The sequence below is a fragment of the Vibrio sp. PSi01 genome (assembly GCF_054960695.1).
In genome coordinates this window covers 1-14,351 of the sequence record NZ_JBHNYN010000026.1, presented here as the reverse complement: position 1 = coordinate 14,351, position 14,351 = coordinate 1, and the positions used below count along the sequence as shown (strand labels likewise).

The following is a 14,351-nucleotide window of genomic DNA, read 5'->3' as shown; positions in this document are numbered from 1 at the left end:
ATTTGTTACAGAAGAGCTTAACCTTAAGGTTAGGCTCTTTTTGTATCAAGCGACTAACCCATTGACGATAGAAACCACTCCTCAGCTTTTCCCTACTTATTATCTCGACAACTTTAATCGACTGATTGAACACGCTCAAACACTCTATCCCGATCTTCTGAGTGACGATGAATACCGTTGGTTGTCTGAATACAAACGTCTTTCGGTTACAAGCCAGTGTCTAATGGTTCGTTTGCTTTCTCGCAAGGGCTGTTGGTTTAGAAGTGATAAGCTCGACTATGCTGAGATTCCAGATCTGAAAAGCGCCCTACAAGAGCTAAACGCATCGAGCTTCATTACGTTAAGTCACCCAACTGAACAACATAACCTCGTCATTAGTGATCTCGAATTAGGATTGCATCTACTTACTAAACCAGAGCTGTTCAGCGCATTTCCATCTCTTAAAAACAATAAGACAGCGAAGAAAGACGAACTCTTGGCGTTACTTGACCACCAACCTTTTGATCAGTTCCGAAACTTGTCGTTCGATTGTATTTACGTTGTCGAATCTGAAGTGATTGATGTATTGCTGCTGCTCTTCTTTGCCAATACTTATCAAGACCTAAGCCAATTCGTTCTGAGCGACCTTGGACTCAACAACTTCGAAAACTACCCATTAAGCAAACAGCGTCGTTTCTTCACCTCTAGAGAACAGCTCAATCAACTGATCCAAATGCACGATGTACAACGCTTGTATTTTGAGGGGGACCGTAAAGACAGTGAGTTTCTTGAGCAGCTTTTGCTGTCGATACCTACTGAATCGGATCACAGAAGTATTGCCAGAAAACGATCGCGTTTGATCAATGATATTGCTCGCGATCTAGAAAGATTGAACCTAAACGACCAAGCTGTCTTTTGGTTCAAGCAATCTATACTTCCTCCCAGCAGAGAACGGCTTGCTCGCATCTATGACAAACAAGGTGAGCTAGACCTAATGTGTGACATTGTCACGGAAATGAAAAGTACGCCATCAGATGTATCAGAGCTAGAGGTCGCGGCTAAGCTTGAACATAGGTTATTCCGTATGCAAGGAAACAAAGTACAACGTAGCGCCAAACCAAGTTACGATCAGATAAAGCTGGAGCTAGATCTCAGTCAAATGCGAGTCGAGCTTGCGGTAAAGCAGCACTTTGAAAGCCAAGGATGGAATGTCTATTTCTCTGAGAACAGTTTTTTATGTGGCTTATTTGGTTTGGCTTTCTGGAATGTGATTTTTGCAGACGTAGATGGCGCCTTTATCAACCAATACCAACATCGACCACTGGATCTGTACCATTCAGATTTCGTAGACAAGAGAGCCGAACAGGTTGAAGCCGTGTTTCAGGCTATATCCAAACATGGGCTAAACCATTTGCGCGACACTTACGATGAAAAACAAGGTATCGCTAATCCCTTTGTTCATTGGAATTATTTCACGAAGGCGCTCATCGAACACAGCTTGGCTTCGATTCCAAATGCCTTAGCTGTTGATCTCTTCAAAGTGATATTGAGTGATTTAAAACTGTTTCGAACTGGGATGCCGGATTTGATTGCGTTCAAAGACGAAGAGTTTCATTGGATTGAAGTCAAAGGGCCTGGAGATAAACTGCAAGACAACCAATGGCGATGGATTAAAGAATTCGAGCGTCTTGAATTGCCGTTCTCAGTTTGTTACGTCAATCAATAACCCGCTACATGCGTGTAATAGTGAGACCCGATTTCAGATAATAAGTGCGAGAGAGTTATTCGATCCTATCCGTATCTTGTCTATAAAATCGTTAGAACATGAGCATTTTCAATCGTTTTCGATATAATTAAAGAAAATGTCTAATATTAAATACGTATGAATTTGAAAAAACTCTTCATTTTAGCTTTTGTTAGCGTCTTCTCAGGTTGTGCTGTCTACGCGGGTTTAAACTTCGACGAGCTGTTTGGTAAACAACAAGTACGTGATCGCCAAGCCCCTATTCTCTCGGCTCAAGCCCAGCACTTCATTGACGAAGTGAAGCCCATCATTGATAACCGCTGTGTAGTTTGTCACGCGTGTTACGACGCTCCTTGCCAACTCAAAATGTCGTCTGTGGAAGGCATAGACCGAGGTGCGAGCAAAACACTCGTCTACCAAGGCACTCGTTTAACGGCCTCTGCTCCAACTCGTTTATTCGAAGACGCAATCACTACGCAAGAGTGGCGCGATGCAAGCTTCCACCCTGTGCTAAACGAACGTATGCAGAATTCAACCGCAAACCTCGATGCAGGTCTTGTCTCTCGAATGTTGATGCAGAAAGAAAACCACCCTCTCCCCGATCAAATGCAATTAGAAGGGTTCGATTTTTCAACCAATCGCGATCAACAGTGTCCGACTATTGAAGAATATGCTCAATACGAAAGAGATTACCCGACTTGGGGGATGCCTTATGGTATGCCTAACTTAGATAAAACGGAATATGCGACCTTAATGAGTTGGCTGGAAAATGGTGCACTGATGAATGACCATATTCCCCTCAATGACAGTGAACAAGCGTTGGTCGATACCTATGAAAACCTTTTTAATGAAAGTGACCTTAAGAGCCAACTTTCCGCTCGCTACATCTACGAGCACCTATTTTTATCACACCTGTATTTCTCTGACCTATCTCAGCCAACTCGCTTTTTTACGCTTGTCCGCTCTGCCACGCCTCCAGGCGAAGCCGTTCAACGCATTAGCACTCGTCGCCCTTACGACGATCCAAAAGTTGGACGTGTTTACTATCGACTAATACCCGAGCAAGGCACTATTGTCGACAAAACTCACATGCCTTTCGCATTGAATAAAGAACGTCTACAAAACTGGAAAACATGGTTTGTTGATGCGGATTACAAGGTAAAACAACTTCCTAGCTATGATATAGACGTGTCAGCTAACCCCATGACGTCTTTCGAAGCGATACCAGTGAACTCGCGCTTCCACTTCATGTTAGACAATGCGCAAAACACCATTATGGCCTTTATTAAAGGACCAGTGTGTCGTGGTCAACTCGCTCTCAACGTAATTAATGACCGCTTTTGGGTATTTTTTATCGATCCAGAGAAAGCCGATTTACCAGAAATAAATGCCTTCTACGCAAGTCAAAAGAAAAACTTAAAGCTACCTAGTGAGCTTACAAGCAACACAGTACCGGTAACGAATTGGGTAAGATACGCGAAGCAACAAGCACGATACCTCAATGCGAAATCAGACTTCACCAACCAATGGTTTGGGAGCGGTGTAAACTTAGATACAAGCATTATTTGGGACGGTAATGGTACTAACCGAAATGCAGCGCTGACCATCTTTAGACATTTTGATAGCGCCTCTGTTGTCCAAGGATTGGTCGGCCCGCAACCTAAAACAGCCTGGATTCTAGATTACGCCTTATTAGAGCGAATCCATTACCTCCTTGTTGCCGGTTTTGATGTTTACGGTAATTTTGGCCACCAACTAATTACACGCATGTTCATGGACTTCTTACGTTTAGAAGGTGAAAGTAACTTCTTAACTCTTCTTCCTAAAGACGTTCGACACATTGAGCATTCAAGCTGGTACAAAAACCAGAGCGTGCAATTAAGTGACTTCCTGCAACGTAACATCGCACCTTTCGAGCAGCCGACAAACGTGGTTTACAAAACAGCCGATCCTAAGCGTGAACTGCTCAACATGATTGAAGAAAAACTAGAACCTGTACTCGATAACCGATTCGACATCGTCGAGACAGGCTTTAGTAAAAAAAATGAAGCCTTATTGAGTCAAGTTAATTTGATTCGAGGGGAAGGCTTACGCCATGTACCTCAGCTCATCATGATCATGATTGAAGGCGAGAACGGTGAAGAACAGTTATTTACGCTCATTCACAATAACGCCCACAGCAACATCTCGAGCCTATTTGATGAAGAAGGTAACAGAGATTACGCCAATGATGATTTAACGTTAGTTAGAGGCGTTATAGGAAGCTATCCAGCCGCATATTTATCATTAACAGAAGAGCAAATACCCACTCTCGTATCGGTGTTGCAGAAGATAAATTCAGAAGAAGATTATGTAGCGCTACTTGATAAGTTTGCAGTACGACGCAGCTCTAGCGAGTTTTGGCCGTTCAGTGACCGCGTTCATCGTTGGTATAAGAAAGACCAACCAATTGAATTTGGCCTGTTGGACTACAACCGCTTTGAGAACCGTTAATCGAATTAAGATCAGTAAGCGAGTTATCCTAGAACTTTAAATGGATAAAAACCCTCTGGGCACCTCACTCGGAGGGTTTTTCTATAAGCGAAGGTAAGTACCTTCAGTATGATTTAGAAACAAAGGAGTCCCTAGTTTGAGTCCGATGTTTCCAGTTGGTGTAACTCATCAAAAAACGCACGCGCGGCAGGGGAAAGGGAATCCACAGGCTGCTTTAGCACCACGTAAAACTGGCTCTTAAGGCTCCATTTCTCAGGCTGAAGTGGAATCAAAGCTTGGTCATAATGGCCACGGTCGATTAAGTGAGACGGTAAAAAACTCAAGTGTGTGCCAGCCAAGGTTAGAATCACCCCCGACTCGACATGCCAACCATCAAAAGGCTTTACAGAATCGTACTGCTCAATATTCAGTAATCGGAACATCTCACCTTTAGCATAACCCCCCATATTGATACGACAACCATCCAATGAGAAGTTCTTGTCCATGATCTTCTCAGCCAGATCTTTGCGCGCATACAGATAACTGTGCTCTTCAAACAATGGGTATTTATGTTGAAACGCTGATTTTTGATGTGACCCTAGAACCACTATCATCATATCAATCTGGTTCTTTGCTAACTTCTCATTCAACTGGGTGAAATCGCCAACATCAACACTCACCTCAACACTATTACTGCGTTGGTAAAACGTCTCGATCGCTTTAGGAAGTGGGTTATAGGGCAAAGTGACGGTGTTATCCAAGCATCCAATTCGAACATGCCCAGAGAGTTCTGTCTGTACACCTCGTAACTTATAAGCGAAGTCGGTTAGGGTTAACTTTAGTTGGTTCGCATATTTATACACTTGCTCACCTTCATGAGTCAGCTTAAAACCCCTTCTTCCACGTTGGCATAATGTTAATTCTAAGCTTTTTTCCAAGGCAATAAGCTGATTACTCAGCACAGGCTGGCTAATCCCGGTGCTTGCGACCGCCTGATTGATGCCTCCTTGCTCAACAATTTCACAAAAAAGCTCTAATCTTCGCAGGTCTCTTTTATCTAACTTATTGTTTGAATTCACTTTGTCACTCACATTTGTTTTTTGTTATGTTTACATCTGATTATATTCATTTATTAACAATAAATACATCAGTATGCTTTATTCACACTTATGGAATAACAATGCATGGATGGCACTATGGCGGCAGAAGCTTACGTGAATAAACCCGAAGCAACACACAGCCACAAAAAGATAGACGACTTCGAATTGGAACCCGTTCCCGAGAAAGCCAAACGATCTTGGTGGGTTATCAGCCTTATTTGGTTGGCTATCGGCATCGATATTTCGGGGTTGTTTCTCGGCTCGATTCTAAGTAGCGGGATTGGTTTTGAAGACGCACTGCTTGCCACGTTTATTGGTTCAGGCTTATTGGCGATCATCGCGATGCTGTGTGCCAACATTGGCTTTCAAGCTGGCGTGTCTACCCCGCTGGTGAGCAGCGCGGTGTTTGGTCGTAACGGCGGTAAAATTCTTGGCTTCATCAACGGCATCTCATTAGTTGGCTGGTTCGCATTCCAGGCTGATTTCTTCGCTTTCATCATGGTCGATGCACTAGCGAAATACGACATCATAATTTCACACCTCACCGCTCTTATTGGCGGCAGTGTATTAATGATGATGACGGCTATCTATGGCGTTCGTGCTTTAGGCAAACTCAGTACCTATTCAGTGCCTTTGATGGTGACGCTGATTACCATCGGTTTGTTTATGGCCGCTGATTATCAAGGTGGCGCAGCGCCATCCATTGAAGATCCTTTGACTCTTGGCCAAGCTATTTCATTTGTTATGTCTATCTGGATTCTAGCTGCGGTTGCCGCGCCTGATATTGCTCGCTACGCCAAAACGCGTCGTGATGCGATTCTAGGAGCGGGTATCGGTTTCCTCGTCGGCAACAGTGCCATTATTCTTATCGCGTTGATCCTGACCAAAATGACAGGCACCGACGACCTAGTAGAAGTCTTCTTCACACTTGGTTTAGGTATGGCGGCTATTATCGTACTGGTGTTCGCACAATGGACCACCAACAGTAGCAACCTGACCTCTGGCGGCTTATGCATGTCGATGGTTCTACCGAAGATTCCGCGCCCTGTTTTGGTTGTGATCATGACCATCGTCGGTATTGGCATTGCTCAACTCGGCATGGTGAACAAGTTTACTGACTTCTTAATGCTCCTCAGCGTAACCATTGCGCCTGCGGCAGGTGTCTACATCGTTCAATATTATGTTTTAGATTCGACAAAAATGAGCTTTGAGAACATCCAACAAGTTCCAGCTTGGATGTTTAAAGGCTTGGCTTCTTGGGCATTTGGTACTGCATTCAGCGCTTGTACCGCACCAGAGTTCTTCAACCTGTTTTCGTTCACCAGCATCTCGGCGTTAGACGGCATTCTTGCCGCTGGTGTGATTTACCTCGCCCTAATGAAGCTTTCTCCTTCAAGTAATAAGGAATAGTAGTTGTGATTATTACTGAACAAATGATTGATGATATCGCGCTTGGTGCGACGGTATTAGGTACTGGCGGCGGTGGTGACCCATACAGCGGTGCATTGATGGCGAAAGTAGCCATTGCAACGGCAAAGCACCCTGTACGCATAATTTCTTTAGAAGACGTGCAAGACGATTGGATGACAGTGCCCTCTTCAATGATTGGTGCACCAACCGTCGCAGTAGAAAAACTCAATTCGAAAGATCAAATGTTGATTGCTTTCGAAGCGATGGAAAAAGCGCTCGACACTGAAGTAGCGGCAACTTTTCCTATCGAAGTGGGCGGTTTTAATTCGCTGATTCCAATCCTTGTTGCAGCACAAAAGAACATCCCTGTAATTGACTGTGATGCAATGGGCCGTGCGTTCCCAGAAGCTCAGATGGTGACTTTCTTTCTTGATGGCCTCCCTTCTGCTCCGAACACATTGGCTGATGAGCGTGGTAATGTCGTCACACTTTACCCAATTGACGGTATTTGGTCTGAAAAGTTTGCGAGACCAATTACCGAACAGATGGGTGGCTCCGCAGCAATGTGCGATTACCCAATGAACGGTAAGAACCTAAAACGCAGCGCACTGCCTGCAACACTGACCCAAGCAATGAAGATTGGTGAAGCGATTAGATTGGCGAACGACAACAATCAGAGTGGCACACAGGCCGTACTAAACATTGTTGGTGGCCATACCATCATCAGTGGCAAGATTGTTGATATTCAACGTGAAACCGATGGTGGATTTGCAACAGGCGGTGTCGTGATTGAAAAGCTGGCTCAGTTTGAAGATACCGGCATCGATAACGTGTTTGTGCAGTTCCAAAACGAATTGCTTCTCGTGCACAAAGGCACAAGCCGCGCAGACATGAATCAAGATAATCTTTTGGCTTCGACACCGGATCTGATTTCGATCTTGGATCATGAAACCGGTAAACCAATCACGACCGAACAACTTCGTTACGGACAGCGCATCGACCTTATCGCCTATCCTTGCGACTCCAAATGGCGCACTGACAAAGGTATTGAAGTTGCGGGCCCGGGTTACTTTGGCTACACCGTCGAGTATCAAACCATTGAACAACTAAAGTCTGCATTGAAGAGGTAGTAACATGACAAACATTACGCTTGATTACTGCCGCCTTGGCATTGACGTTGGTGGCACTAATACCGATGGTGTGTTGCTCGACGCAGACCTAAATGTGATTGCTAAGGTGAAAACGGCAACCACACACGACATTTCAACCGGTATTGATAACGCGATAACTGCACTATTAAACCAAGCAAACATTGACGGTCAGCAAGTGAAACATGCGATGCTTGGGACGACTCAATGCACCAACGCAATTGTTGAACGAAAAGGTTTAGACAGAGTCGGCATGATTCGCTTAGCGCTTCCAAGTGGTGATAGCGTCCCGCCCCTTTGTGGTTGGAGCAAAGCGTGGCAAAACTTGCTTGGTGAACACTTCTACCAAGCGCACGGCGGCTATGAATACGACGGCCAGTTGATCGCTAACATTCAAGAGTCTGAGATCCGCGAGCTTTGTCAGAAAATGAAAGGCCATGTGGATTCCGTTGCTATCTGCGGGGTGTTCTCTCCCGTCAACGGCGACCAAGAGCTTCGAGCAGCAGAGTGCATTCAGCAAGAACTTCCGGGCGTGAACCTATCGCTTTCCCATAAAGTAGGCAGCTTAGGGCTTCTAGAACGTGAGAACGCGACTATCCTCAACGCGGCTCTGCAAGGCACAGCAAAACGATTCGTTGACGGTTTTTGCAGTGCACTCATCAATCATGAAATCCACACCACGCCTTATTTCGGTCAGAACGATGGAACATTAATGTCGCAACAGTTCGCGTTGATGTACCCGATTCTCACCGTGGCTTGTGGCCCAACAAACTCGATTCGTGGTGCGAGCCATCTAACCAAACTTAAAGACGCGATTGTGGTCGATGTAGGCGGCACAACGTCGGATATTGGTGTGCTTACTCACGGCTACCCAAGAGAATCGAGCCTCGCGGTAGAAATTGGTGAAGTCAGAACCAACTTCCGTATGCCTGATATTTTGGCATTAGCGATTGGTGGTGGTACCAAGGTTCGCTTTGAACAACAGCGTATAGAGCTTGGCCCAGAAAGTGTTGGCCATACCTTAACGCAGGCCGCTCGTAGCTTTGGCGGTGATGAACTTACGCTAACCGATATTGCACTCAAAACAGGTCAAATGCAGTGGCAGGCAGAGCATCAATTGAGTGATGAGATTGGTATATCGAGCGAACAAGCCAGTCAGGTATACCAACAAATGGTCACGGATGTTGAAGAAGGAATCGATAAAATGAAGACGTCAGCTGCGAGCGTACCCGTGATCATGGTTGGCGGCGGCAGTGCCCTATTCCCAGATCATTTTGAAGGTGTAAGCCAAGTGGTTCGCCCAGAGCACTTTGAAGTAGCGAATGCCATTGGTGTTGCGCTGGGTGAAATATCTGGTCAGTTCGATAAGATCGTTCCGATTGAGCCCGCTTCTCGAGAGGAAACCTTAAAAGGCTTGGAAGAACAATCAAAGCAACTGGCGATTGAAGCTGGCGCTTGCAGCGATAATGTCGCGATCATTGAACGCAGCGAGATTCCATTAAGCTACCTACAAGGCAATATGGTTCACATCAAAATAAAAGCTGCAGGACATATCAAGACGGCTTAGAGCCGTTTTTAGAATGTCTAATTTAAAGTCTTATTCGACAATGGAAAAAGCAGGCTGTTTCTTTATATTCAAATAAAGAAATAGCCTGCTTTTTTACTTTTAGTCTCGGAGTTTCAGTTCAACAACCACTTTATAGTTGTAATCGTAGTTCAGCTAGCGAGTCTTTCGTCAATTGAATCAGAGACTCACTGCAATCTCGGTACTGCTTCAACGGATCATCGCTTGCTTCAATGCTCTGACATAAATTCAATAACGCAGATAAACCTAAACTACCCGCAGAACCTTTTAACTTATGAGCCAGAGATTTTACTTCTCGCCCATTGGCTGCTTCACTTGCTTGAACCAATTCATTCAACGTTTGCTGGCTACTCTCTTCAAATAACCCAACAATTTGTTTCATTTTCTCCAAACCAAGAATAGACAAGTCGCCTTCTATTACTTTTCGATCAATCAGTGTCACTGTCGTTTCTCCTACGCCTGACTTCTGAGCGCTCATTTCCGAGATTGAATCAACTATTACACCAGCCATATAAGGGGGCTCTTGATGTTCTTCGTTGGTTCGGCTCAATCTATCCGTTTTGTTGGGCCTATCAATTTTATTTAGCCTTGCAGCCTCTTTACATATAGCATCGTCTGGGCCTGGCTGCGGAAGCAACAAGGATTTACCATCAAGCTGAGTCACAATGAGTTGTGACAGTGCTTCTTTTTCTAACGGCTTAGGTAAAAACCCATCAAACCCCGATGATAAATAACCTTCGACTTCTTCATTGAATACGTGTGCAGACACAGCCACCATTGGTGGAACATGTTGAGTATTGGCATATAAAGTCTGGACTCGCTGGGTGTCATAACTGCTTTTTAACTGCTGAATCAATTCAACACCATCGCAGTCTGGTAAGTTAATATCCACCAGCGCAATATCAAACGCTTGTTCAGTAAAGAGGACTCGAGCTTCTTGACCTGTTGTAGCAATCACAACTTCATGGCCCAAGTTATGTAAGAAACCTTCGGCAACAATACAGTTCACTGGGTTATCTTCAATCAAAAGCACTTTCGCACGAATACAGGTTTCGACTACTGCCGTTTTCGTCTCTATTTTCTCGCCTATTTCAAGCGGAACAGAGAACCAGAATTGGCTACCTTCGCCTTCTTCTGAATGGACGCCAATGTCGCCGTTCATCGCCAGCATAATACTCTTACTAATGGCTAAGCCTAAACCGGTACCACCTGTTTTATTCCGACCACTATCCGTTTGGCTAAATGCATCAAACAAACATGTCTGTTCACTTGCATCAATACCAACACCCGTATCTGATACTTCGAACATCACCCGATTTTCATCTTCCACATCTAGGCTAATAAAGATATCGACCGAACCGCTTTCGGTAAATTTAATCGCATTGCCAACTAAGTTATTCAATATCTGGCTAATACGAGTCGCATCTCCGCGCCAATAGCGTTTCACGTCACTTTCAATATGGAAGTCAAAATTTAGCTTCTTCTCTGCAGCGCGCCCTTCCATCAACTGATATGTATCTTGAACCATCTGGTGAAGGTCAAAAGAAGCCACTCGGATTTCTAGGTGACCAGCTTCAATCTTCGAATAATCAAGAACGTCATTCAAAATCGCTAATAAGTTCTTACCACTGCGGTTGATGATATCGGCATAACCAGACTGTAGTGGATCTAACCCTGTGTCTTTAAGTAGCCTAGCCGTACCTAAAACCCCGTTCATTGGTGTTCTTATTTCGTGACTCATGGTCGCTAAGAAAGCGGATTTCGCGCGGCTCGCTTGTTCAGCAGCATTACGAGCTTTTGCGTGATTACCAACCTCGACATTCAGTTTTTCGTTGGTTTGTTGTAGTTGATAAGTACGTTCAGTGATCAACTCTTCAAGATGTTCCTTATGCTCTTCTAATTCGCGTTTTGCTTTCGCTTCGCCCACTGCCACCACTTGCAACGCTTGCGCTGTATTTCTCGCCGTAATAATGGCTTCCCCCATGTGAGCGAGTTCATCATTACCTTTGACTGAAATATCAATATTAAGTCGCCCCTGTGCGATCAACATTAACGCTGAAGAATACTCGGTCAGACGTTTCACCACTGATACATAAACGACACGCCACACGATAAAGGCAACAATAACAAGGCCGATAATCGAGATGACAGAGAGCGACCATTGAGCCAAGCTTAGCGTAGATGTCAGTTCATCTACCGCTTTCTTTGTACTCAAATTTGAGTCATCAATAAGTTGGTTGACGGTGGTATTCAATTGAGAAAACAACTGCAACGTATTTTGCATCAGAAACTCTGACTTCTTGGTGTTTTCATATTGCTCTAGCGATATATCAAACACGACTTGGCGTTTTCTTAACTCTTCAAGAAGCTGAGACATCTGTGCTGAACGGGTAGGATCTTCTACCGCTTTTACACGGCGAACCATAATTCTGAGATTAGATTCGAATTCAGTTTGGATTTGATGAATACGTTCAACATTGGTTACCGTCTGAGTTTCTTCAATTTGGTTGAGCATCTTAAATGCGAGGAGATGCAATTCGTGCAGACGTTCAGATAGGTCGAGATCAACTTCGACAAGCGCATCTAGCGCTTGATAGGCTTTATCAGTTTCTTGTGACTCTAGCAGGTCATAGATATGTGTGACATTAGCAACCGCGATAGTGGCAGTATTCAGAACTTGCGTTCGAGTGAGTTGCTCAAGCTCTTCGGCAAGCAAACGCATCTCTTCGACACGAGATGACAGCTCTTTAGTTAGCCATAACTTACGTTCAACAGAAACACCCAGCTCAGCCAGCGTATTGATAACACTTTGCACGTTGTTTTCGAGTTTATTCAGAAGCTCAGAGTCAAAGCTATCAACACCCAACTCTTTGATATGTTGGAGCAGCGCCTCAAGTTGATCGAATAAGACGGTTCCCGCTTCTTTTCTCTCGGCTTCATTTCGAGCATTCGAGAGGGTTTGCACTGACGAAATAATACGATTACTCAATTCAGAAACCTGACGAGCTTCAATCATCGCAGGTAATGCCGAATCGACGACGTTTCTCTCTGTTTTTGCTACAAAGCTAAACCCAGAAACACCAATCAATGCAGACAAAAGAACGAGCATCGCCATCACTAAAAATGAGGCCAGCAGCTTGCGTCCAATACTTGCTGAAGCTAACAACATAAAACCTAAACCTTAAAACGTTCTTCTTTACCCATGCAGAATACGCTATATTTTGCAGTGTTTCTTATCTAATACCAATAAAACGGCAATTCATGCTCTCTAAACCCTTTGCTTCAAAACTTCTTATCTCTTTGCTTGTGATAACGAGCGCTTCGACAAATGCGAGTGAATCTTTAAGTGATTCTGAAAAGCCCCTAAGTCAGGCTAGCGAACCTTTGAGCCCTATAAAACCGGCAACCGCTACATCACAGAAAGAGAAGATTTGTGCTATTTATCCTCACCTTAAGGATTCATATTGGTTATCGGTCAATTACGGCATGGTTTCCGAAGCAGAGAAGCAACAAGTAGAATTCAGAGTTTTGGAAGCAGGCGGTTACCCCAACGTTGCCAAACAAGCTTCTCAATTAGTGCTTTGCACAAAATGGGGAGCTGACGCCATTATTTTAGGCACGGTTTCACCTGACGCTTATCACGATAATCTTACCGACTGGGTAGGCTCAACGCCGGTTTTTGCTACGGTTAACGAATTAACAGTGAGTGAAGAACAACAAAAAGTGTTGAAAGGAACTGTGGGGGTTGATTGGTATCAAATGGGCTTTCAAGTCGGTGAATACTTAGCAAAACTACATCCTAAAGGCTCAGGCAAAACCCCTATTGCTCTATTACTTGGACCACAATCCAGTGGCGGCACCAAACCCGTAGCATTAGGTTTCTACGACGCGATTAAATCCAGTGATGTGACAATCGCGATCAGCTACTGGGCAGATAACGATAAAGAGCTACAAAGAAACCTTGTCCAACAAGTCATCGAACAACCTGATATCAAATACATTGTGGGCAGCGCGGTCGCAATTGAAGCAGCGATCAGTGAACTCCGAGCGGCAGGCAAAACCAAAGAAATTGGGTTAATTTCAAGTTATTTGAGTCACGGAATCTACCGAGGCTTATTGCGGAATAAGGTACTTTTTGCACCAACAGATAAAATGGTCGAGCAAGGTCGTTTATCCGTAAAACAAGCCGTCAGCTACTTGCGTGGGCAGCCTTATGAGGTGCACAGTGCACCAACAATTGAAGCGCTCACCCCTGCAACATTAAAAGATCAAATTATTGCCGACTCTTTGTCACCTTCTGAGTTTCGGCCGGTATTCAGTGTGAATCCATAGTGTTATATTGAGTTAAGTAGTCAATAACAATAAAAATACGAACAATAATTTAGGGAACATTCATGCAAAAAACAACGCGTACAATGCCAACGCACAAACATATTGCTTTAGTTGCTCATGACCATTTTAAGCCAGAGCTACTAAGATGGGTTAAGGAAAATAAAGAAAAGCTACAGAGCCATTTCCTATATGCGACAGGCACAACGGGTTCACTACTAAGCAAAGAAACAGGCTTGGCAATCAAGAGCATGATCAGCGGTCCAATGGGCGGAGACCAACAACTAGGCGCACTTATCTCTGAAGGAAAAATCGATATGCTGATTTTCTTTTGGGATCCATTGAATGCGGTACCTCATGACCCAGACGTAAAAGCGTTGCTTCGTATTGCAAGTGTTTGGAACATTCCTGTTGCCACTAACCGCGCAACTGCAAACTTCTTGTTTAATTCTTCTCTGTTGGATCAAGAAGTGATCATCGAGATTCCAGATTATGAAGCGTATCTAGCTGAGCGCACTTAACTGTATTCACTCTTGGATTGGATATAGATGCGGCAATACGCGAGAACTAAAAAGCCTGCTTTA

General features: G+C 44.3%; 9 protein-coding genes. 7 read left to right on the top strand and 2 right to left on the bottom strand.

What is annotated here, in order from left to right; translation table 11 throughout:
- The first annotated feature begins 40 nt into the window (after positions 1–40).
- Positions 41–1,705, top strand: a complete 1,665-nt coding sequence (locus tag ACFI6G_RS20985) for a VRR-NUC domain-containing protein (RefSeq protein WP_462710456.1) — start codon at positions 41–43, stop codon at positions 1,703–1,705.
- 156 nt (positions 1,706–1,861) lie between these two features.
- Entirely contained in the window at positions 1,862–4,216 is a 2,355-nt protein-coding gene (locus tag ACFI6G_RS20980) for a fatty acid cis/trans isomerase (RefSeq protein ID WP_016769186.1), read from the top strand.
- Positions 4,217–4,347: 131 nt separating this feature from the next.
- On the opposite strand, the gene ACFI6G_RS20975 is transcribed toward ACFI6G_RS20980, so the two are convergent.
- On the bottom strand, positions 4,348–5,286 hold the full coding sequence (locus ACFI6G_RS20975) for a LysR family transcriptional regulator (protein ID WP_010428964.1): 939 nt from the start codon (positions 5,284–5,286) through the stop codon (positions 4,348–4,350).
- Positions 5,287–5,379: 93 nt separating this feature from the next.
- Here ACFI6G_RS20975 and ACFI6G_RS20970 point away from each other — a divergent pair, with 93 nt between their 5' ends.
- The 3 genes from ACFI6G_RS20970 to ACFI6G_RS20960 are packed head-to-tail and all read left to right on the top strand — an operon-like array spanning position 5,380 to position 9,420.
- Complete coding sequence (locus ACFI6G_RS20970; RefSeq protein WP_016769184.1) at positions 5,380–6,705, top strand: cytosine permease; 1,326 nt, start codon at positions 5,380–5,382, stop codon at positions 6,703–6,705.
- Positions 6,706–6,710: 5 nt separating this feature from the next.
- Positions 6,711–7,835: a DUF917 domain-containing protein gene (locus ACFI6G_RS20965; protein ID WP_016785124.1), complete on the top strand. Its 1,125-nt coding sequence runs from the start codon at positions 6,711–6,713 to the stop codon at positions 7,833–7,835.
- 4 nt (positions 7,836–7,839) lie between these two features.
- A complete protein-coding gene (locus ACFI6G_RS20960) occupies positions 7,840–9,420 on the top strand; it encodes a hydantoinase/oxoprolinase N-terminal domain-containing protein (RefSeq protein ID WP_102385251.1) in 1,581 nt (526 codons plus the stop codon).
- A 130-nt stretch (positions 9,421–9,550) separates the two neighbouring features.
- On the opposite strand, the gene torS is transcribed toward ACFI6G_RS20960, so the two are convergent.
- Complete coding sequence (torS, locus tag ACFI6G_RS20955) at positions 9,551–12,607, bottom strand: TMAO reductase system sensor histidine kinase/response regulator TorS (protein ID WP_010428956.1); 3,057 nt, start codon at positions 12,605–12,607, stop codon at positions 9,551–9,553.
- Between the two features lie 92 nt (positions 12,608–12,699).
- Here torS and torT point away from each other — a divergent pair, with 92 nt between their 5' ends.
- Both torT and ACFI6G_RS20945 read left to right on the top strand, forming a co-directional pair.
- On the top strand, positions 12,700–13,770 hold the full coding sequence (gene torT / locus ACFI6G_RS20950) for a TMAO reductase system periplasmic protein TorT (RefSeq protein ID WP_010428952.1): 1,071 nt from the start codon (positions 12,700–12,702) through the stop codon (positions 13,768–13,770).
- A gap of 62 nt (positions 13,771–13,832) precedes the next feature.
- Positions 13,833–14,288, top strand: a complete 456-nt coding sequence (locus ACFI6G_RS20945; RefSeq protein ID WP_010428948.1) for a methylglyoxal synthase — start codon at positions 13,833–13,835, stop codon at positions 14,286–14,288.
- Positions 14,289–14,351 lie beyond the last annotated feature (63 nt).